We start from the raw sequence: 20,473 nt of genomic DNA on the forward strand, positions 1-20,473 counted from the left end.
TCCGATGATGACGAGCACGGATGTGTCAGCCGTTCTGGCTGTGCTGCAACAAGCCGGCGTCGAAGTCTGGGTGGGCGGTGGCTGGGGCATCGACGCTCTCGTCGGTGCCCAGACCCGCCCGCATCGAGACCTGGACCTGGTGCACCGGCGCGAGCAGGAACCTGCTGTCATCGCGGCGCTCGCCGAGGCCGGTTACGTCGAAACCCTCGACTGGCGACCTGTGCGGTTCGTGGTCGCGGACGGGGACGGACACGAGATCGACCTGCATCCGTTGGTCTTCGCGCCCGACGGCTCCGCGGTCCAAGCCTCGTTGAAACCTGGAGAAGACTTCGACTATCCCGCCGCGTGCTTCGTCACCGGCACGATCCAGGGGTCCGCAGTGCCCTGCCTGTCAGCACAGCAACAGATCTACTTCCACCAAGGCTACGAACCAACTGACCGTGACCGCCACGACATGGCCCAGCTACGGCAGACATTCGGCCTCGAAACCCACTTCTGATCCCGGCATCGCCCATCCCGGGACGGTAACGATCTCCACCCGTCGAAAGAGAGCCACGTGTCGGTACGCGATGCGTCCTGCACAGCCACCACGACGCAACCGCCCAGGCCACCGACCCAGCCAGCAAGGAAGCTCAAGATAATCCAGGACCAGGTCGGACACCGCTTCGCGTCGACGACCGCCCTCTACACCGGGGTGAGCGGCGACTTCATGAACACGATGATGCGTAATGTGCTGGACCGGGCCCTTCAGGGCGGACAGTAGGGAGTGGGCATGACGGCGAAGTTGGACTACCGCTGGCACCTGCGGGAGGTGATGGCCACCCGTGGCCTGTTCCAGACCACCGACCTCATCCCGCTTCTGGCCGAGCGCGGGATCGAGTTGTCCGCCAGCCAGACCTATCGCCTGGTGACCGAGCGGCCCGAGCGTCTGAGCATGAGGACGCTCATGGCCCTGCTCGACATCCTCGGGTGCACGATGGACGACCTCATCGAGCCGGTCACGGCAGTCGGGGCCGGGCGCAAGAAGGCTGCCTCCGATGGAGGGTCCCGTCTTGGTGAAGGGCCGTCCGGTGTCGGGGAGTTCCGGCCCAAGCGGGCCCGAGTCGTTCCCGAGTAGGCGCCGGGCATGACCGAGCTGTTGCCGCGATTCGCCAGGGAGCCCGAGCAGGTCATCGTCGAAGCTGTTCAGGCCGTCGAACCGCAGCTCAACACCGTGCTCGTGGAGCAGGTGCTGAACGCCACGATCAAGCGCCGTCCCGATCGCCGTGACCTGGCCCAGGTCCTTGAGACAGACCCCGAACTCCTGACCTCCGCAAGGGCAGCAGGGCCGGCAGCGCTCGGTCGGCTGATCCATGCACTGCGTGAGTACGGCGCCGTCCGACTGCAGCTGCCCCGTTGTTCGCGGTGCGGGGCACAACGGCGACTGAAGGGACAGCCCGGCCAGCCACGCATCTGCGCCTCCTGCCAGGCCCGGCTCATCGCCATGGCGAATCCGTGCGTGATCTGCGGCAGCCGGAACTACTGCGGCCGCGACCGCGACGGGCTGCCCCGCTGTACCAGCCACCCGCCCCACGACGGACGCGACGTCCTGGCCGAGCTGGTCCAACTCATCGCCGAGACCCCGATTGCGCTGTCGAACGAGGCCATCGCCGAGGCAGTCCGCTCCGCGGAGCGCAGCAAGAACGGACAGCTCCGCCTGATCTGGGCCCTGGAGGACGTGCCCCAACTGCTCACCGGCGACGGCGCGCACGGCCCGCCCCGAGGGCTGCGACTCATCCACGAACTGCTCTCCCGCGGCGCGAAGGGCATCGTCAACCCGCCCTGCCCGTACTGCCGGCGCGACATCGCGCTGACCATGGAGCGCGACGGCCTGCGGTGCTGCCGCAACTGCTGGCAGGAGATCCGCCCGCAGACCTGCTCGCGGTGCGGGCAGAGCGCCCAGGTCGCCACCCGCACCCACGATGGAGAAGCGCTGTGCGGCAACTGCTACCGCAGTAAGCCGTTCAACCAACGCATCTGTGGCCGATGCGGGGAGCTGAAGCGCACGGTCCGGCGAACCAGCGACGGTCCGCTGTGCCAGCGCTGTAACCGGCTCCCGACCGCAGTCTGCTCGGTCTGCGGCCACACGGGGCCCTGTCACGCTGCCCGCACCGACTCCCCCGTCTGCGGGCCCTGTCACATCGAGGCACACCCACCCAAGGTGTGCAGCCAGTGCGGCCTGCTGCGCCGGGCCGAGTACCGTTCGACGTCCGGCGAGCCCTTGTGTAAACGGTGCGGCGAGCCCAAAGGGCCGTGCTCTCAGTGCAACAGGACTCGACCCACCTACGGACGCACCGCCGAGGGCAAGCCGCTGTGCGAGACCTGCTGGAAGCGGCACGAGTGTGCTCGTCGAGCGTGCACCGAGTGTGGGACGACAGAGAGGCTGTTCCACTTCGGGTTGTGTGCCGGATGCGCGGCCCGGCACCAGCTCGCCCACGCCTTGTCCGGACCCGACGGCACCGTGCGAACTGAACTGGAGCCCGTCTATGCGGCCTTGGTTCGCGTCACAACGCCGCACGCGCTGCTCGGGTGGCTGCGCCGTAGCTCGGGCAGTCGCGACGTCCTCCACCAACTCGTCCAGCGCGGCGGGCCGGTCACCCACGAGGTCCTTGACGACTGCCGGCCGGTCAAGGTCGCCAGGCATCTGCGCGCCGTGCTGGTGGCCGGAGGCGCGCTGCCCGAGAGGGACGAGCACCTCGCCGTTCTGGAGCTCTGGCTCGCCCGCGCGTACGCGCGCATCCCCTCGGCCGAGGACCGTCAGGTCCTGCGGAGCTACATCACATGGCAGCACCTGCGCCGGCTGCGGCGAGGCGGCCGGCCAATCACCCAGGGGCAGGCCCAGGGGGTCCGACACGAAGTCGCTACCGCCCTGCGGCTGCTGCAGTGGCTCGACCGGCAGGGCTGCACCCTCACGTCCTGCTCTCAAGATCACCTCGATGCGTGGATGGCTGGTGGGCCCGTCAACCGCAGCCGGGTCCGTGCCTTCCTGACCTGGGCCGCCCGTCGCGGCAATGCAACACCGCTCGAATTCCCGGCCGAAACTCGGGACTTCGGCGCCGAAGTCGTCGCTCAGGACCATCGCTGGCAGCTGGTACGCCGCCTCGTCCACGACGAGGCACTGGACCATGTGCTCCGCGCCGCTGGTCTGCTCGTCCTGCTCTTCGCTCAGCCACCGAGCCGGATCATCCAGCTCACCGCCGACCACGTCATCGACACCGGAAAATCGGTCAGCATCCAGCTGGGAAAGGTGCCCGCCGAGCTGCCACCGCCGTTGGATGACCTGGTCCGCCACCTGGTGCGGCGCCGCCGCGGTCACAGCGCCACGGTCCCCGCCGAAGACCCGCCGTGGCTGTTCCCCGGCGGCTATGCCGGACGGCCCATGTCCGCCGCGCACCTGAGCCACCGGCTCAAGCAGATCGGCATTCGCCCGCGCGCCGGTCGGCATACAGCGCTCATGGACATCGCAGCCGAGCTGCCCGCCGTCGTGGTCAGCCGACTGCTGGGCTTCCACCAGAACACTGCCGACCTGTGGCAGCACCAAAGTCAAGGATTCAGCCCTGAGTACGCCGCCGACCTCGTGCGCCGATGATCGGCCCGCAGGCCGCGCACAACGGCAGCCCGAAAGCACGGAGGCATTCCGCAACTTCGAATAGCCGGGCTTACCGACATGGGACACGGTGAACTCCGAGGGGAGACGGGTGGTTTGGACCGGGATCAGGCCACGCGCGGTGCGTCGGCCGCTGCGGGTGTCGGGTGGGAGGCGGCGGTGGGGCTGGGCGTGTAGGAGGCGCGGTGGTGCCACAGCCCCCGGAAGGCGAGGGCCATGGCGGCGGCCTGCAGGACGGCGCAGGCAACGAGCAGGTCGGGCAGGGCACCAGCGGGAAGGACGGCAACCAGGGCACCGGCCACGGGCATCGGCACCACGACCAGCACGATGGTCACGCTGAGCGTGCTGCCGAAGACGGCGGCCGGGATGAGGTGGGCGCGCAGGGTACGCAGGACGACGGTCAGCGCGCCTTCGCCAGCCATCAGGACGCCGATGGTCACCGCGTACACGCCGAGGTTCGGGGCGAGGGCGGTGGCCAGGCAGGCGGCGCATGCGGTGGTGGCGCCGACGGCGCCGATCGGCCACAGCCCGAAGCGGTCGATGGCCCGGCGGCAGGCGGCGACGGCGGCGACGGCGACCAGGCCGGCCGCGCTCCAGACCGCGCCGACCGCGATGGAGGAGTGGCCGTAGTTGGTCATGACCGTGATCGGGGCGCTGGCCTGGGTGACGGCGAGGGCGAGGTTGCTGGCCACGAGTCCGGTGACGAGCCAGGCCAGGGCGGGGATGCCGCGTACGGTGTGCCATCCGGTGCGCAGGCTGCCGGCGATGGCGCGTGCCCCCGTGGCGGTGGTACCGGCCGGGGCGGTGGGGACGGCGGTCGTGCTGGCGGCGGCAGTGGCCGACAGGGCGGCCACGACGGTGAGCATCAGCGTCAGGCCGACGGCCAGCAGCAGTCCGCCCAGGAGCGGGCCGGCCAGGAGGGCGCTCTGGTCGATGCCGATCTGCACGGACTGCACGCGGTGGGCGCCAGAGCCGGCGCGGCGGCTCGCGTGCGCGCCGAGCGTCTCGACGGCGACGAAGGAGGCCTGGGAGAGCAGTCCCCCGGCGGCGCCGACGGTCATCACGACGACGGTGGCCGCGGTGCCGGACGCGGGCAGCAGGGCCAGGGCGGCGGCGGCGACCGCGCACAGCAGCGTGCGGGAGAGGGCGGCGGTGCGGAAGACGCGGTCGGCGCGGAAGCGGTCGACCAGGGGCCCGCCGAGGGTGAAGGCCACCAGCCGCGGCAGCCACTCCAGCAGGAACGCGATGCCGGTCAGGGCGGTCGAGCCGGTCGTCACCAGGATGAGCAGGGGAATGGCGTAGGTGGCGATCTGGGTGGCCAGGGCGTCGCTGGCGCGCATCAGGCAGCTCCGCGCCAGCGACGCGGGAACGGCGAAGGAGGGCATGGCGATTCCTGCGCGGGAGAGAAGAGGGCGGAAGACGGCAGCCGCCGAAGGACGGTGCCCCCGGCGGCACGGGTCGCCGGGGGCACCGCGGTCAGGAGGGGTGCTGTCCGCTGGAGTAGCTCTCAGCGGCAGACTCGGCGTCTACACGGTCGGCGACGCGGTGAACTTGATCGGGGCCCGGTACCCCTTGCCGTCGCCGCTCCAGTCCAGCTGGATGTAGCCGTCGGCGAGGTAACGGGCCGAAGTGGCCCTGGTCTTGAGGGTCCCGGTCTTGTACGAGCCGTTGCCGCTCCTGCTGCTGTGCTCGAGCGCGTACTCGAGCCCGCCGTAATTGGCGGACTTCACGACCGGGTCCGCGCCGCGGACGCTCTTCTTGGTCTGCAGGTGGAAGCGGGCGTTGTCGAAGGTCCAGGTGCCGTGCTGGCTGGACGCGTAGGGGCCGTCCCAGCGCACGGTGGCGGTGGTGTAGATGTAGCCGCCGCTCCTCTTGGCGCAGAGCTTCACGCTGAAGTCCCAGTTGTCGCTGTCGGGACCGTTGTACGACGCGTCGTCGGCGTTGTGACTGCTGGTCGTGCAGGAGTGGTTGGCAGCGGAGGCCGTTCCGGCGGTGGCGAGGGTGGTGCCGGTGACAGCCGCGGTGGCGGCGAGCAGGGTGACGGCGGTGCGCTTGAGTGCAGCGGGCATGGTGGGTTTCCTCCGGGAAGCAAGGGGGGGCGGCGGGCCGTTCGTGGCCGAGCCGTTGACAGGTGGGGGGATGTTCCGCGGCCGGCAGTCCGCTGGAGTCACACCAAGCAGGGGCTTCGTGGTCGTCCTGCTCGGCATCCAGGTCCTCTGCCGGGGCGCCACTCCTGCTCGCCAGGGGTGCTTCGCCTGCGGCTTCCCAGCCCGTGTCCTGCCGGCTACGCGGCGGACATCGCCGGCGGCCAAGGACACGGGACCGGGGGCTCACATCAGGGGCGGATCAGTCCAGGCACATCCGGACGTCGCGGTAGACGTACTTGCCCGAGACCCAGCCCTTCTTCTTGGTGTTCTTGTCGGTGATGTACAGCCACGTCCGGCCCTTGGTGGTCTTGTGGACCGTGAACTTGTGGCTCTTGTACAAGATCCCGACTGCCGTCGACTTGGTGGTGGCCTTGGAGCGGATGGTCACGGCGTTGGTGCCGTGCACCTTGTACGGCAGCGGCTTGCCGGGACAGGAGTACGAGGTCGACGCCGGGGCGACGGTCGGCGCCGCGGTGGCCGACGGGGCGGACAGCAGCGGCAGGGCGACCGCGGCGGCGGTGGCCGCGAGCACGGCCATACGATGTACAGACATGAATAAACCTCCATAAAACGGGTGCTGTTGGATAGGGGTGTCCTCGGCGAGGGGTCGGCGGGCAGGCGCTGGTGCGGTGTCGGTTCACCGGCGTCGCCGAGGCCTGAAAGGGGGCCTGGCCGTGGTCAGGTCACGGCGCTTCGGCCTGGTCGCTCCGGGAAAGGGCGGTCTGGAGGCGCGTCGCATCGGCGGCGCGCGGTGGCGCTAGAACCAGCTGGCGGCGACCCAGCCCGTCGTGCCGTACGAGCTGGAGGAGAGGCTCTTCCCGACCGTGAGCATTCCGCCACGCCGACGGTGAGTTCCCCCAGTGACATCCAGAGGCCTTTCGAATCAGGCTTGACTCGAACTCGATCTCAGCCGACCGCCGGCTCGTTGACCTCGACCTCGGCTGCCTGCTCCTGCTTGGCCTCGGGGGCCGGGGCCTGAGCCTGCGACTCCTTGGCCGCCACCCGTGCCTCGCGGGCGGCGCGCATGGACGTGAACTGGTTGTCCAGCGTCTTGTCGTCGACCTTGAACGCGGAGGCCTCGACGGACTTGGTGTTGACCACCAGGCCAGTGCCACGCGTCGCGGGCATCACGTTGCCCTTGAAGCCGTAGACGGTGCCAACCTTGTTGCCGTCCTTGTCCAGGATCGGCTCGGTGTTCGGACCCGCGGCCTTGACGATCTCCTCCATCTGACCGGTGGAGTACGGAGCGCCGTTGTCGTAGCGGACCTTGCCGCCCTCACCCTGAATCCGATCGGACTTCAGATGCAGGTTCGTCTGCTCCGGACCGCGCGGATCTCGAGCGTCGATCTGGACGTCGGCGTACTGGGACTTGCCGTCCTTGGTGACGCCGTTCTTGTAGACCTTCGCGATGAGGTTGACTCCGGTCATCGCGCCCTTGCCCTTGAGGAGTGCCATGATCTCTTCCTTCCGCTTATTCCGACTATCCTCTGACAAGTCGGCCGCGATCAGTCACATCGTCCGGGCAAGGCATTGAGTCCCTACCGAACGCTCTTCACACTAGTACTCTTATAGAGCATTCGACAAGGCAGAGACTAGTGTTACTCCTCGCGTTCCGAGTTAGTCGAGATAGAAGGCGACTGCGAGTCGAATGCCATCCAGGCATCCGCTGTGGTCACAGCCTGATCGACCTGGGCCTGGACCCGCACGACGAGGCCGGCGTCCAGCGACGAAGCCTTGGACCGCCGCAGTCGCTCGGCCTGCTCGCGCTCGGCGCGCAGCTCCGCGATCTGGGAACGCAACACGAGCGTGCCGGAGTCCTCGTCCGTCTGTTGAGGCGTCAACTCCCGGGAGACCCGTGTCATCGCCGCGACATCGTCCACTGGCAGATCGGCAATTGCCTCGGACTGGCCGGACTGGTCCAGGTAGTCCATCGCCGCCAGCAGCAGCCGCCGGCGATCCCTGGTCGTCTCGACGAAGGTCTGGCGCGCGTGCGGCCCGATCTCGACGTCGGTGACGAAGTCGTATCCCAGGTGGTGCAGGTCCAGGGCCTTGACCTCGGCGAAGCCATACGCGGCACCGGCGACGATCTTGAAGTCCGTGCTGACCGCGCCGGTCTGCGTACTCGACTGGTTCTCGGCGCTCGACCCCACGCGCAGCACCAGGCCGGAGGAAGCGAGATCGGCCTGCAGGCCGTCCAGCTTCTGGTCATAGGACTGCTTCATCGTCCGGAGGCGCGCGTCCAGCACCGCGCGGCCGCGCTTGCCCTCGGTCAGGAGTCGGCCGCCGGGCTGATCGTAGATCGTCCGGCCCAGGTTCTCGGCCTCCTCGGGGTCCTTCATCCGCTGCAGGGAGGCATCCGCGCGCAGCGCCATGAGCGAGAGCAGCCGTTGGCCGTAGGTCGCCACGTCCTGCTGCTGCTCGTACCACTGGCCGGCCTCCCCGGGGAAGGGCAGGAAGTGCCGGTACTTGCTCATCAGTCGCCGGTGGTAGTTCTCCTCGAAGCGGTAGAAGTCGTAGAGCGGGCGCGAGTCCTCGTCGGCGACGTCGGCCTTCTTGGCCTGTTCCCACTGGTCCGCCAGGTCACGGTAGACCCCGGCCTTCTCCCGGTGATGCTGCAGGCGTGAGGCGTAGCTGCGTAGTCGGAAGCCGAAGGAGACCAAGTCGGTCTCAGAATTCTGGTCTTCGCCCTGCCGGTCCGCGGCGAGCACCGCCATCTGCTGGTAGTCCATCCCCATGACTTCGAGCATTGGCGTACGCACCCGCAGCTCCGACTCTGGCATGGCCCGCAGCATCTGGTAGATGCTGTTGACGGCGCGCTCCATAATCTGCGTACGCCCCTGCGCGACCAGCTTCTGCCATTCCACCGTGCTCAGAGACTCCTTCGCGCGGCGCTCGTTGGCGTAGTCGACGATGCGTTCCATGGCCTCCGGCATCGGTGACCCGGCACGGTCGAGTTGCTCCTTTACGAGTTCCGTCACCAGTTGGTTCGCCTTGCGCATGCGGGCGCCATTCGATCCTGCGCGCCACAACGTTCGGTCTGCCGGCAGGCAGGCGAGCAGGAACTGGGGAAGGGACTCGGTGCGGATCCGCTCGTGCGCCCACCGCTTGATGAAGGTGGTGACGTTGCGCCGCTCATAGCCGACGGCGCTGGAGAGGTGAGCCACCGCTTGCTTCTCATCGAGCCAGGCGTCAACACCACGGCGGAGCCTGGACTTGTGCCGGTCCAGGAGCTTGCCGCGCTGCGTACCGTTCTTCGTCACCTGGCCCCGGCCGCCGTCGACCATGGCCAGGTGGCAGTGCACGTGCTCGGTGTCGACCTGAATGACCCCGACGTAGCGCAGGTCGTCGAAACCGCTGGTGCCCGAACTCATCCGCTCCAGACCGTGCATAACCGCCATGCGCAGCTTCATCTGGTCGATGTGGCCGCGGTAGTCGCCGCGGGCTTCGCAGTGGAAGTCCTCGTCGACGATCTTGTGCTTCCGCAGGTACTCCTCGTCGAAGGACAGCACCGTCTTGAGCACGGTCTTGCCGTTCTCGAAGTGCTGCTGGAGGTCCTTGCCGGCCGCGCGCAGCTGCTCGTCGGAGAGTGAAACCGAGCCGTAGCCGAAGGCCACGCCGCCGTCGCCCTGGGCCTGGCGCATCTCATGCTTCGCCGCACTCCGCGAGATGCCGGCGCGCTCGACGGCAGACTCCCGCGCCATGTAGCGCATGATGAAGTCGTCGGTGCGCAGACGCTGGATGGGAGCCAGCGACTCGGTCGCCTGCTCGCGGGCCATGTACCGGGTGACGTAGTTGCTCAGCGTCGCGCCGCGTGATCCCTTGCCGCCGGGCAGCGGCACACTGAACTCGTTGACCACGATGATGTCTTGCTTCAGGCCCATCCTCGCTCTCCTTCCGGTCTCGGGACCGATGCACTACGGCCCCGGCTGCTGTCCGCCAGCAACCGGGGCCGCGCTCGTCATGGCTGATCTGTCCTCAAGACCCCAGGCTCTGCTCACCGTCCTCGCCGAAGTCCAGGTCGGCCGCACGCTGGGACACCTGGCGCTTGCGCTCGTCCAGACTCGGAGCGGGCTTGACCTCACGCTGCCGGGGCTCCTGTTCCTGCAACTCCTGCTCCCCGGCCCGGTGCAACGCTGCCGCCACGCGCTCCTGGTAGAGGTTTTCCGTGGTGCCCTCGGTGCTCGCGCGCTCGGTCTGGTACTGCTCCCGTTCGGCGGCGATCTCCGCCTCGATCTGCTGCAGACGCGCGCTCATGCCGTCCGCGACCGGCGCTGCCTCGGGCACGGCCGCTCCGACGACCTGCTTGACCTCAGCGTCCAGGCCCAGCTCGTCCTCGGTGAACAGCGAGTTGATCGCGTCCGAACGTGCCTTCAGTCCGCGCGTATCGACTACAGCCTCAGCCCGCGGGACGCCGTCCTTGGAGTGGTCGGCGAAGTAGCCGGCCAGATCGTAGCCGCTGGACTCGAGATCGATCTCCAGGCCCCCGATGTCGTGGATCTGGGTGAAGACCACGGGCGCATCGCCTTCGGTCTGCGCCCCCGACGGAGCGAGGACGAGCATGTCCGCCGTGGCCGGCAGCTCCCACTCGATCCCGGTGACCTGATCGGGCACGGCGAAGCCGCTCGTGAAGTAGCCCTTGCCGGCGAGCACGACCAGCTGCTGGTCGTCGAACTCGTAGAAGGCGTCTACCTTCTCGCCCTGGCCGGGGGAGTAGGTCACCTGGGAGATGCCGAACGGCAGGGCCTTGGCCGGGGTGACCGAGCGCAGCTCGCCCGTCATGTGCAGATACGGGCGGTAGTTCTCCTCCTTGCCCCGGTACATGAGGTCGAGCGATTCGACCATGACACCGAGCTCGGCGGTCACCCCCTCCAGCCGGTACGTATCCACTCCCCGTTCACGCAGGACACGGTGGGCCCACACGTCGTTCATCGTCAGCCCTGCGGTGCGCATCACGTGCTCCTCTCACGGTTGGCCTTGCTCTGGTTGGTGGTCCTGGTCGTGGACTTCGGTGTGACGTCGGCCCCGCTCGCCTCGCCCCGGGCGTCCCGGATCTTCGCGATCATCCGCGTTGCCCAGCGCCACATCCCGCGCATCACGACGATCTCGCCCGCCGCGAGCAGCGCGACCAGAAAGAGGAGCGGCATCAGCCACATGGCGATGGTTCCGTCCGCACTGAGCGCACCCCGCGATGCGCCCGACTGCTGGTGCAGCCATGCGCCCAGCAGCGGGATGATGACCATGGCAGTGATGAACGCCAGCAGGCAGTCGGCGAGAAGGACGATGGCCCGGAAGAACCCCGCCCACACCACGACGGAGAACCTGCCGGTCTCCTTCTCCGGGGCCAGACGCCGCCATCCGGTGCGCAGCTTCGAGTCCTTCTGCTCCTTCGCGGGCTTCGCCCTGGCCTTCTTCACCGTCGCGGCCGTGCTCGTCGGGGCGGTCGTCTCGGTCTTCTCCAGGGTCTGGGGCGACATGGTCGTGTCCTTACGTCTCGTCGGGGTCTTCTTTGGTGCGTGCTGAAGCGATGGGCGGTTCGTTCACCCCGTCGGCCTGGGGGAAGGCGGTTCCTCGCTGGCGGCAGCGAGGGCGTCGAGGGTCTTGCGGGAGGCCCGATAGGCGTCCAGCGACGTCGCCGTGCCGTCCTGCGAGGTGGCGTAGGTGAAGACCACGAACTCGCTCTTGGCAGCGCTGTTCTGATCCGGTCCGACGCGGACCGGATCGAGCCGAGCCACCCCCGTGTAGGCGTAGTTCAGGCCCTGCACCCGACTCACATCGATGTCCAGATCAGCGAGTGTGTACGTCGTCCCAGCGCCCCTCGTGGCTCCGGTCGCCGTCATCCACTCCGGCACGAACGCGGTGAGCACCCGGGACATGTGGTCGAGGAAGCCGTAGCGCGCGTCGAGCAGTACCTGCTGCTCCTTGACGGTCCGGGTCGACGCCGAGCTGTCGATGAGGCTGAGCAGGAGGGACCGGCCCGACGCCCTGTCACGGTTCACCCGCTCGATGTCCACGCCCGGCAGCTGAACCAGCAGCGCCGTGTGCTGTGTTGCGAGCTTGGCCCGGGCGTCGCCGAGGTTGCCTTCGAGCTTGTGAACAACCGCATCGGCCTGGGTGTCCGGCGCGGCCGGGCCGTCGCTGAGCAGGCCGGCTCCGAGCGTGACCAGCGAGAGCGCGAGCAGCGCCCCGGTTCCGCCGAGCAGGAACTTCCCGGCGTGCTGGCGCAACTTGTCCTTGATCTCCTCGTTCACGGTGTCTTCACCTCCTGCTTCAGTGCCTCGCCGGTGGCCGTCGCACCGGTCTGGAGGTTCACGAACGCCGTGCGGACCAGGTCGTAGTCGGCACGGGCCCAGGCCAGCACCGCCGGCCTCTCACCCGCACCCGTCCTGGTCTCCATCGCCAGCCAGGTCACCGTGATGGTGCTGTCGTCGTTGACCAGGTAGGGCACCTGGGCGGCCCACGCAAAGCCGGAGTTGAAGCTCATCGGGATCCCGACGCCGGGCGCCACGTCCTTGTCACTGGCGAGCAGGTACCACGGCCCCAGGTCCGCCCGGTGCACCGAGGGGGCGAAGTAGGGGATGAGGTTGCGCAGCGTTGACTGAGACGTCGCCGTGTCGAGCGTGCCGCCGTCTGCCGCCACGCTGGGCGTCAGGTAGCGGTAGTCGTTCTGCAGCTTCGCGACCTGACCAGCCGCCGTCAGGGCCGCGGTCAGACCGCGCTCGGCGTCGTCGGCCTTCGGCAGCGCCGCCGTCTTCGCCTCGGTGATCCTGATCTGCTCCTGCAGAGAGGAGATCTCCGGCGCAGCCGTATCGCTCACCGCGCTCTGACCGCCGGACAACCCCGCGGAGAGTACGAAGCACAGCAGTGCGCCCACACCCATGCTCACGCCGGTCACGAGGGTGCGCTTGCGCAGGCCGCCCGCGGGCTCCGTCTGCCCAGGAGTGTCCGCGCCCTCCTGCGAGGACGCGGACGTCGCGACGAAGTGCGTCTTGCGCACTGCGCCCCCACCCGACTCATCGGTCTGTGTCGATGCCATTGGTCCTCAACTTGCCGCTTCACTCGAATATCAGTACAACTCTATCAATGAGACGAGTCCAAAGGGAGTCTTGGTTATCCGGAATAGCGAGTCTCGCCACTCGCCGGGACGCCGGAGAGACTCGAGACCTTGCCCTGGGCGTCGACCGTGACGAAGAGCAGCGCGCGCCGGTGCGCCGTGACACTGGCTTTGCTCGCCTTGTTCTGGGTCACTGCGTCGGAGGTGACCTCGACATCGGCCAGGGCGGCGTAGGTGTAGTCGCCCGCCTTGACGTCGACGACTTCGATGTCCGGATCCGCGCCGAGGGCCGAGTTCAGGCCGACCGTGTCGATGTAGTAGTAACGCCGCCCCTGGGAGTCCTCGTTGAACCGCGACGGAGACATGAACGACTTCAGGAACGTCTCGTTCTCGGTGAGGCCGAACCGGCTCTTCAGGCTCTCGCGCGCCGCCTCGTAGCTCTGTCCCGAGTCCCACGTGAAGGCCATCGAGAGCAGCGACTTGATGCGCTCACCGTCGGTGCTCAGCCGGTTCTGGCTGACACCCAGGGCCGCCATGACGTCCGCGTTCACCCGCTCGGCGTTCTTCTTCTGGATGCCTGCCAGATGTCCCTCGACGTCGTTGATCTGGACTTCCTGCTCAGCCAGGGCCTCGCGCTGGCTACCCCAGGTCACACCGGCAACTGTCGCGACGACTGCGAGGACCGCCGCCGTCACCAGGACCGAGAGATTGCGCCTGAAGAATCCCCGCCGTGTGGGTGCTGCCGTCTGCTCCGTCATCGCTTCCCGCCCTTCTCCCGCGAGCCCGTGCCGCCGAGTTCAGGGACTCCGGACCCGGCCGGCAGCTTGATTGCGGGGTTCTCGTACTGAGCACCGGCGGCGGTCACCACGAGGGCCAAGTGGCCGAAGGCCCCCGCCGTGGCGTTGCGCACGTAGCGCGCGCTCGCCCAGGCGAGCACCTCGCCGCTCTTCGTGTCCCGGCAGACCCAGACGACCTTCGCCTGGTTCGTCATACCTGAGGCGTCGGTCACGCTCAGATCGGGCATCACCGTCTCGACCTTCCACGTGTACGTGCCCGGGGCAGCTGCGTCCGCACCGGCGTAGCGGATGTACCAGGCGTAGCGCGGATCGATCTCGGTGGTCGCGTCGAACGCCGTCAGCGACGAGGTGCTGTACGCCTCCTTGTCACTGACCAGGAAGGAGTCCCGGCTGAACAGCGGGGCCATGTCCCGGCGGTGCTTGACGATCTCCAGCGTGGCCCTGTTCGGAACGCCGTTGTTCAGGCTGGGCTGGACGCCGGCCTGGTGGTACAGCGTGGCGAAGGTCTGCTCCCCGGTCGCGACCTTCTTCGCGTCGTTCGCTGCCGCCTCGGTGAGCTTGGACAGTTGCGCGCCAGTGCCTACCTTCACGGGCGTGGACTGGGCATCATCCATCTGCCCCTTGAGCCGGACAATCTGGGCCTCGTTGTCCGCCGTGCTCGCCTTGAAGCTCTCGCCGGCCACGCCCGTGGCGACGACCAGGGCCAGGATCCCCACGCCCGCCACCGCGGTGACGCTGCGCCGGATCAAACGTGCGTTGTCCTCAGGGGTGCGCACCTGGACCTTCTCGCGCTGGTGCGTCGTCCAGCCCGCGAGGCGCTCTTCGAGCTCAGCTCCGGTGACCTTCTTGCGCGTCTTCGGTGCCGCGGGCTTCTTCTCGGGCACCGGCCCGTTCTCCTGCTCGGGTCCCGTGCTCTCGGACTCGGCATGGGCTGAGGTCACAGAACACACTCCTTACTCCACACTGCTCTCATAGGCGACTTGAGTCTATCTCGAAAGGTATTTTCTGGCCGACTCAGAATCCATTCGATAAGAGCTCCGAAAGCTAAGCCGACATGTAGAGCCTGTACCGGCATGAAGAAGCCGGTGCCCGGATCACCCGGCACCGGCTTCTCACCCCCAGATCAGATACGGCGCATCAGACCGTCTTGATCTTGTCGGAAGGGAGCATCGAATCCGACATGTCCACGAACTTCCAGCCCTCCGCCGCCATCCGCGCCGCGCTGTCGACGCGGACCCGGCCCATGAAGGCGCAGTAGCCGGCCTCGCCGAGGATGACCTTGTCGCCCTGGACGCCGAGCACCACGAGGGTGTGGCCAACGGAGGTGGAGCTCGGGCCGGAACCCACCGAGTACACCGTCGGGGTCGAGGACAACTGCTTGCTGGTCTCCCTCGCGATCGTGTACGCCGTGTCCTTGCCCTCGCCCGCCGGGTAGGTCTGGAACGTCGTGTACTTGTTCACGAAGTAGGTCGAGAACGAGACGCAGTTCTCCGCGTGATTGCTCCCGCATGAGCCAGGACCGCCCTGGTCGCCGTAGCGGTCGTCGAGGAACTTGTCGCCCTCCTTGTTGAAGAGGTCGACGAGGGACTGGGCCTCCTCCTGGGTCATTCCCCCGTCCTTCAGCGAGACGGAAGTGCCGCCCGCAGTACTGCAGTTGCCCAGGATCGTGTTGATGCCGTTGGCGATGTTCTCGATGATCCCGCCGACGATGTCCTCGACACCGCCCACGATCGAGCTGTCGACCGACCAGCCGCTCATCTCGCCGAACCACATCTCGGCTTTGTCGCCTCGTGCGGTGAGCCCGGCCGCGCCGTCAGGGGAGCGCTCCCAGTTCTCGTGGAAGTGCAGCGCCGCCGCACGCGGCGAGCCCTGCGACGTCTTGAGCATGCCCTTGAAGACCGCGACATCGCCCGGATTGTCCCCATCGACCATGAAGGCCAGCTGGGCCTTGATCGTGAACCAGTCGACGCCCTTGTTCTTCGCGTACTGGCGCAGCAGCGTGTTGCGGCCGTACGTCCACTGCCCGAGACCGATGCCGTTGTCCGTGTTCTGTGCGGCGCCGGCCTTCTCGGCGGTCATGGCATACGTCCCCGTGGGGAAGTTCTGCACGCTCGTCGGGTCGATCCCGGACTCCTGCGACCAGTTGCCGAGGATGCCCGCGATGTTCTCCTTCGGCATCCCCCAGCTGCTGAGTACCGAGTAGATCTCCTTGGCGTTCTTCTCCACGTCCGCCGGAACGTTGGCCCCGGAACCGTTGCTGACGCTACCCGCGTTGACGACGCACGCCGTCCCGTTCGCGTGGATGCTGCCTTCGGTCAGCGCCGTCGAGTTGAGGACGCCGGTCACGACCGTGCCCAGCAGGGCCACGGTGGCGGTCGCCGCGACCGCACCCGACATCGCTGCCGCTACAGGGGGCATCGTCGCCGTGACGGTGACGCCCAGGACCGCGCCGGCCCCCTTGGCTAAAAAACTGCCGATCGCCATGAACGGCGCAGCGATCGCATGACCAACCGCCTTGACGATGGCGACGATCAGCGTCCACAGCAGCTTCCCGGCATTGACAGCCATCGCCAAGGCGGCGAAGAACATGGACTTGAGCCAGTTCAGAAAGGCCATGGCCATGACCACGCCCATGGCCGGCGGCGCAGCAGCCGCACCACCGCCGACAGCGACGCCTTTGGCTGCCTTCGAGCCCAGGCCCTCGTCGTCCTTCGACGCACCACGCTCGTAGCCCGTGCCGCCGGCACCCAGCTCACGCTGGCCGGTCGGCTTGGCGTCCGGGCTGCCACCGGCGACTTTGGACACGCCCTCGACCGTGTCCTGGGCTCCCTCGACGCCGATGTTCTTCGCTGCACCAACGGCGGCTCCCGGAAGCCCGCCAGCCTGTGCGCCGGCCACGGCGCCGGAGACGGCAGCTCCCGCGTAACGTCCGGCGTTACGGCGGGTCACGCTGCTGCCGTCTCCCTCGATCACCTTCTGGGCCGCGCCTCCGCCGATGTTCGCGGCGACGCCGGTTATGCCCTGCTTGATCTTCGCTCCGGCACTCGCAGCACCAGCAGTCTTGCCTGCGGTTTCCGAGGTGCCTGCAGCGTCCGGCATCTTCGACGCGGCCTCCGGCATTCTCGGCGCATCGTTCGCCCCATCAGAGGGACCAGAAGAAGCAGCCCTCGGACCCGGGAGCTGCTTGGGCACGCTGGCCTTGCCCTCGGGCGGCTTCTCGGTGCCCTCCTCAGGGCCGAGGCTCTTGGTCCCACGACCCTGCCGAGGCATCCCCTGATTCACCGACCTGCGCGGCTGGTCCTTCGGCATCCCCTTCTTGGGACTCCGATTCGGCTTGTCGGCGGCCATGTCATTTTCCTTTCCGGCTCAACGCCAGGTGCGGGATGCGTCACTCTCTTCGCCGCACTCAATGGAGAGTGATGAGGAAGGCCTTGTCGTCGCGAACGGTGCTGTTGGACTGCACGTCCCGGAGACTCACGTCCAGTCGGAGCAGGTCGAGCGACAGATCCGACTCGTACTGCGACTTGTTCTGGTAGTAGTCCTGATACGCCTGTGAAAGGTTGTTCATGATGTTCATGAGCGGGCGCATCGTCACGTCAGAGGACTGGTAGTCCTTGGTGAGGCTGGTGCCGTCAGAGAGGATCCACTGCATGTCCGAGATCTGCTGGCTCGTCGGATCCGAGTCCTCGTCACGCTTCTTGGTGAAGAAGTGGGCGTAACTCTGTCCGGCCGGCACCAGGGCGTCGAGGTAGCCGTCGTAGACGTTGCCTGCACGCCAGTTGAGGTCGAAGCCACCCGAGACGACATGCTTGGTCTGCAGCGCCAGCGTCGAGACGCCGTTCTTGGCCTCGGCCGCGGAGACGCCCGTGATCTTGTCGGTGGCGATCGAGACGGGAACGGTCGGCTGACGCAGGAACAGGCCGTCGATCTTCGTCGTCTGTAGGTCGGACGTGTACGACTGAATCTGCGTCAGATTCGTGCGCATCTCGACGAGCTTCTGGTCCAGGGCGTCCCTGGCCTCGGCCTCCATCTCCTTGAGCGCGACCTCGTAGTAGGCCTGCGCCGGGTCGAAGGTCAGGGCGTCGAGCGCCGCGATCTTCTGGACCCCGGATGCGCCGGGGTTGAAGAAGACCCGCCACTGGTCGTACTTGGAGAAGGTCTCGTCGCCGGCCAGCTTGCCGCTGCTCTGCGCCTGCTCCGCTCCGGGCGTGGTGAGTTCGGCATTCGCACGGACCGTCAGGTTCAACACCTGACGGTCGAAGGGCCGGTCGGCGTTCAGGAGGACCCCGACGTAGCCGGTCGAACCGAAGGCGTAGAAGGAGCCCTTGATCCCGCTGGTACTGACCGGCTCGCTGTTCAGCGAGGTGTCCGACCCGAGCAGGAACGCCCTGTAGTCCGCAGCGTTGTACGAGATCTGAGCGGTCGGACTGAAATGCATCATCACGAGCGCCCTGTTGCCGCTCTCGTTGGTATAGACCCCGTCGACGGTGCCGTCGAGACTCGTCTTCGACGTCTTGAAGTCGCTGGTGTACAGCGCCGTCTGCGACAGCGAGTCACGCTCCGCCTGGTACGCCGAGGCCCCCGACGCGCTGATCACGATCGCGCCCGTGACCGCGAAGATGCCGAAGAGCACCCCAAAACGCTCGATCGCGTGGTGCGAGTCGAGCTTGAACTTCCTGCTGAAGGCCAGTGCCGTGTCCTTGATCCCCATGTCCTGCTCCCTTTCGTGCCTGCACCGTGCTGCGGGCCCGCATATGGCGAACCGGGCCGGAGGATGCCTTGCACCTCAACCGACCCGGTTCGCTCGACGCCTCTGTCCCCGGTCGTGTGCACGGTCTGTGACGGCCTCTTACTTGGAAGGGCCGCTCAGGAACCCGCTGAACTGATCGACGGTCTGGACGATCACCGTGCCGCCGCCGAGGTCCGTGATGGTCTGCTGGCCGCCGGAACCGACCGTCGAGATCAGCGACCACCCGCCAGTGCCCAGGGCTCCGCCGACGAGAATGAGGAGCGCGATCGTGCCCCAGCCCTGCTGCTGACCCGCGGACTGCGGGTTGGCCATCAGCTTCTTGATCAGGAGCACGCCGCCCCAGACCAGGCCGGCAGCACCGAGCAGCATGAGCAGAAGACCGCCCCAGAGCTGGATCTGGGACTTGGCGTTCATCAGGAAGCTGGTCAGGTCCCAGGCTGCACTCGGCAAGGAGGCCTGTGTGGGGACGGCTGCCTCGTAGATCTTCGTCACGGTTCTTTCCTCTCGCCTTTCGAATCATTCGGTGGCATGACAGTGAGTCACAAGGCAACAAGCGCAGCTCGCCCACTCGGACGGGAAGTGATAGAAGCTGAAGTAATCGATAGCATGCTGTCCACTCCCCGCTGGCTCGCATACGTGCACATCTGCAATGGCTAATCTACCCCATTTAAATGGGCAGTCACAGAGGCGGTAAAGGGGTCTATCGATAGAGAGTCGAAAGGGGCTCGGAAACGAGGCGAATCGGCGTCGCGGCGCGTGACCGCAGGGCCGTGGCGGGCGCCTGTGGAATCCGCAGTGCGAGGTGTGTAATGTGCCGCTCCAGCACTGCTGCGACGCCGGCCTGCTCGATTTCGAGGCGGGCCACCCTCGCGCACCCCGTCGATCGCGATCTTGACCAGGAAGTGCCAAACCGCCATGAACCCACTGCCCGGGGACCTTTTCGCCCGCCGACTTCGTCAAGAACGCGAACGCCTCGGCATCAGCCAGGCAGAGCTAGCGCGCCGTATGGCCGCACTGCTCGGCACGAACGTTGACTCCACCGCCATCACACGCATCGAGCAGCAGACCCGCGCGGTCAGGCTCGACGAGGCGGTCACCGCTGCGGAGGCTCTCGGGGTCCCTCTGATCACACTGGTCAGCGACAACTACGCCCGCGAGAACGAGGCTGAGATCCAGAACCAGCTCGCCGAGCTCGCCCTCGCCGAGCAGGAATGGGAGAGGCTGCGCCAGAAGATCCACCGGATCACTCAGACCATCCAGCAACTCTCCGCCGAGCGGGAGGCCTTCCGCTCTCACGCGCTGGATGTCAACCCTGAAACCGCTGGCGACTACGAGCTCGACCCTGAGACCCGGGCCGCTCTCGACGCCCGGATGCGTGATGTCCGCAACAAGCCGGCCGGAGAGGTCACAGACCCAGGCGCATGACGCTGTTGCGGGCGGCCGGGTTGAACTCCCGGTCGTAGACATTCACCGTCTCGGGCTTCCGCCACCGGCCGGCCCGCATGATCTCCTCGGTGCTCGCGCCGTTCCTCCTCACCTGCATGGCATGACCAGCTCGCAGACTGTGGAAGCCGTGCGCCGACGGATTCATCCTCAAGGCCGCCGAGGAGGGGCCGTGGCCGAAGGGGAAAGACTGGCAGGTCCAGGACCTCGACACCGACTTCTTCGGCACCACGCTGCAGCAGCTCGTGGACGCGTACGACGAGCAGTTCACCGGCACCCCGCAGTTCCGCTACGGCGGCCGGCAGTACGACCCGCCCGGCCAGGGCGCCCCGGAGTCCGGTCAAGGCGTTGACCACGCTGCATCAGGAGCGCGCTCACAGACGGGTGGTCAAGGCATTGACCACCCGCTGACCCATTGAGGATGCCGTCGCCGGGGTGCTGAAGGCGCGGAACGTGGAGGCCGCGGCGCTGGAGGGGCTGCGAGCGGCCCTGTGCGCCGCGTACGCCCCGGGCAGCGGGCGCGAGCTGTCCCGGCGGGCCGCCCCGGCGATGTCGCGGCCGCTGGTGCTGCGCGCCATCGGCGAGACGGGCAATCCGCCCGAAGAGTGATTTTCCGGCTAACCCCCAGAAATGCGACCC

20 protein-coding genes are annotated in these 20,473 nt (G+C 67.5%); 5 read left to right on the forward strand and 15 right to left on the reverse strand.

Going from position 1 to position 20,473, the window contains the following annotated elements; all coding sequences use genetic code 11:
• Window positions 1-7: 7 nt before the first annotated feature.
• The 3 genes from AB0D34_RS08820 (at window position 8) to AB0D34_RS08830 (ending at window position 3,628) form a co-directional block, all read left to right on the forward strand.
• Window positions 8-499: an amino acid transporter gene (locus tag AB0D34_RS08820; RefSeq protein WP_362659047.1), complete on the forward strand. Its 492-nt coding sequence runs from the start codon at window positions 8-10 to the stop codon at window positions 497-499.
• Between the two features lie 273 nt (window positions 500-772).
• Window positions 773-1,117, forward strand: a complete 345-nt coding sequence (locus tag AB0D34_RS08825) for a helix-turn-helix transcriptional regulator (RefSeq protein ID WP_362658618.1) — start codon at window positions 773-775, stop codon at window positions 1,115-1,117.
• Between the two features lie 9 nt (window positions 1,118-1,126).
• On the forward strand, window positions 1,127-3,628 hold the full coding sequence (locus tag AB0D34_RS08830; RefSeq protein ID WP_362658621.1) for a hypothetical protein: 2,502 nt from the start codon (window positions 1,127-1,129) through the stop codon (window positions 3,626-3,628).
• Between the two features lie 125 nt (window positions 3,629-3,753).
• Here AB0D34_RS08830 and AB0D34_RS08835 read toward each other — a convergent pair whose 3' ends face one another.
• The 14 genes from AB0D34_RS08835 to AB0D34_RS08900 all read right to left on the reverse strand — a co-directional run bounded on the left by AB0D34_RS08835 (window position 3,754) and on the right by AB0D34_RS08900 (window position 18,883).
• On the reverse strand, window positions 3,754-5,031 hold the full coding sequence (locus AB0D34_RS08835; protein ID WP_362658624.1) for an MFS transporter: 1,278 nt from the start codon (window positions 5,029-5,031) through the stop codon (window positions 3,754-3,756).
• Window positions 5,032-5,172: 141 nt separating this feature from the next.
• Complete coding sequence (locus tag AB0D34_RS08840) at window positions 5,173-5,715, reverse strand: hypothetical protein (RefSeq protein ID WP_362658626.1); 543 nt, start codon at window positions 5,713-5,715, stop codon at window positions 5,173-5,175.
• A gap of 277 nt (window positions 5,716-5,992) precedes the next feature.
• The gene (locus AB0D34_RS08845) at window positions 5,993-6,346 is read right to left on the reverse strand and encodes an SH3 domain-containing protein (protein WP_362658629.1); all 354 of its coding nucleotides are present in this window, start codon (window positions 6,344-6,346) and stop codon (window positions 5,993-5,995) included.
• Window positions 6,347-6,699: 353 nt separating this feature from the next.
• Window positions 6,700-7,248: a hypothetical protein gene (locus AB0D34_RS08850; protein ID WP_362658632.1), complete on the reverse strand. Its 549-nt coding sequence runs from the start codon at window positions 7,246-7,248 to the stop codon at window positions 6,700-6,702.
• Between the two features lie 143 nt (window positions 7,249-7,391).
• A complete protein-coding gene (gene mobL, locus AB0D34_RS08855; protein WP_362658635.1) occupies window positions 7,392-9,674 on the reverse strand; it encodes a relaxase MobL in 2,283 nt (760 codons plus the stop codon).
• Window positions 9,675-9,768: 94 nt separating this feature from the next.
• Window positions 9,769-10,743: a hypothetical protein gene (locus AB0D34_RS08860; RefSeq protein ID WP_362658637.1), complete on the reverse strand. Its 975-nt coding sequence runs from the start codon at window positions 10,741-10,743 to the stop codon at window positions 9,769-9,771.
• Window positions 10,743-11,267 (reverse strand): hypothetical protein, encoded by a 525-nt coding sequence (locus tag AB0D34_RS08865; RefSeq protein ID WP_362658640.1) that lies wholly within the window; start codon window positions 11,265-11,267, stop codon window positions 10,743-10,745. Before AB0D34_RS08865 ends, AB0D34_RS08860 begins: the two co-directional genes overlap by 1 nt.
• A 63-nt stretch (window positions 11,268-11,330) precedes the next feature.
• Entirely contained in the window at window positions 11,331-12,041 is a 711-nt protein-coding gene (locus AB0D34_RS08870; protein WP_362658643.1) for a hypothetical protein, read from the reverse strand.
• Entirely contained in the window at window positions 12,038-12,826 is a 789-nt protein-coding gene (locus AB0D34_RS08875) for a hypothetical protein (protein WP_362658646.1), read from the reverse strand. The genes AB0D34_RS08870 and AB0D34_RS08875 overlap by 4 nt, the downstream gene beginning before the upstream one ends.
• A 74-nt stretch (window positions 12,827-12,900) precedes the next feature.
• Window positions 12,901-13,602 (reverse strand): hypothetical protein, encoded by a 702-nt coding sequence (locus AB0D34_RS08880; protein WP_362658649.1) that lies wholly within the window; start codon window positions 13,600-13,602, stop codon window positions 12,901-12,903.
• Entirely contained in the window at window positions 13,599-14,582 is a 984-nt protein-coding gene (locus AB0D34_RS08885) for a hypothetical protein (protein WP_362658651.1), read from the reverse strand. Before AB0D34_RS08885 ends, AB0D34_RS08880 begins: the two co-directional genes overlap by 4 nt.
• 196 nt (window positions 14,583-14,778) lie before the next feature.
• Window positions 14,779-16,740 (reverse strand): phage tail tip lysozyme, encoded by a 1,962-nt coding sequence (locus tag AB0D34_RS08890; protein ID WP_362658654.1) that lies wholly within the window; start codon window positions 16,738-16,740, stop codon window positions 14,779-14,781.
• 307 nt (window positions 16,741-17,047) lie between these two features.
• Window positions 17,048-18,352 carry a hypothetical protein gene (locus tag AB0D34_RS08895; protein WP_362658657.1) on the reverse strand — a complete coding sequence of 435 codons (1,305 nt, stop codon included), beginning with the start codon at window positions 18,350-18,352 and terminating at the stop codon, window positions 17,048-17,050.
• A gap of 138 nt (window positions 18,353-18,490) precedes the next feature.
• On the reverse strand, window positions 18,491-18,883 hold the full coding sequence (locus tag AB0D34_RS08900; RefSeq protein ID WP_362658660.1) for a hypothetical protein: 393 nt from the start codon (window positions 18,881-18,883) through the stop codon (window positions 18,491-18,493).
• A gap of 423 nt (window positions 18,884-19,306) precedes the next feature.
• Between AB0D34_RS08900 and AB0D34_RS08905 the strand changes: the two genes are divergently transcribed.
• Window positions 19,307-19,816 carry a helix-turn-helix transcriptional regulator gene (locus AB0D34_RS08905; protein ID WP_362658663.1) on the forward strand — a complete coding sequence of 170 codons (510 nt, stop codon included), beginning with the start codon at window positions 19,307-19,309 and terminating at the stop codon, window positions 19,814-19,816.
• Here AB0D34_RS08905 and AB0D34_RS08910 read toward each other — a convergent pair.
• Window positions 19,797-19,934 carry a hypothetical protein gene (locus AB0D34_RS08910; RefSeq protein WP_362658666.1) on the reverse strand — a complete coding sequence of 46 codons (138 nt, stop codon included), beginning with the start codon at window positions 19,932-19,934 and terminating at the stop codon, window positions 19,797-19,799. The genes AB0D34_RS08905 and AB0D34_RS08910 overlap by 20 nt on opposite strands.
• 335 nt (window positions 19,935-20,269) lie before the next feature.
• Between AB0D34_RS08910 and AB0D34_RS08915 the strand changes: the two genes are divergently transcribed.
• Window positions 20,270-20,443 carry a hypothetical protein gene (locus AB0D34_RS08915; protein ID WP_362658669.1) on the forward strand — a complete coding sequence of 58 codons (174 nt, stop codon included), beginning with the start codon at window positions 20,270-20,272 and terminating at the stop codon, window positions 20,441-20,443.
• The last annotated feature ends 30 nt before the right edge of the window (window positions 20,444-20,473 follow it).

The sequence above is a fragment of the Streptomyces sp. NPDC048420 genome (assembly GCF_040651535.1).
In the GTDB taxonomy this organism is placed as follows: domain Bacteria; phylum Actinomycetota; class Actinomycetes; order Streptomycetales; family Streptomycetaceae; genus Streptomyces.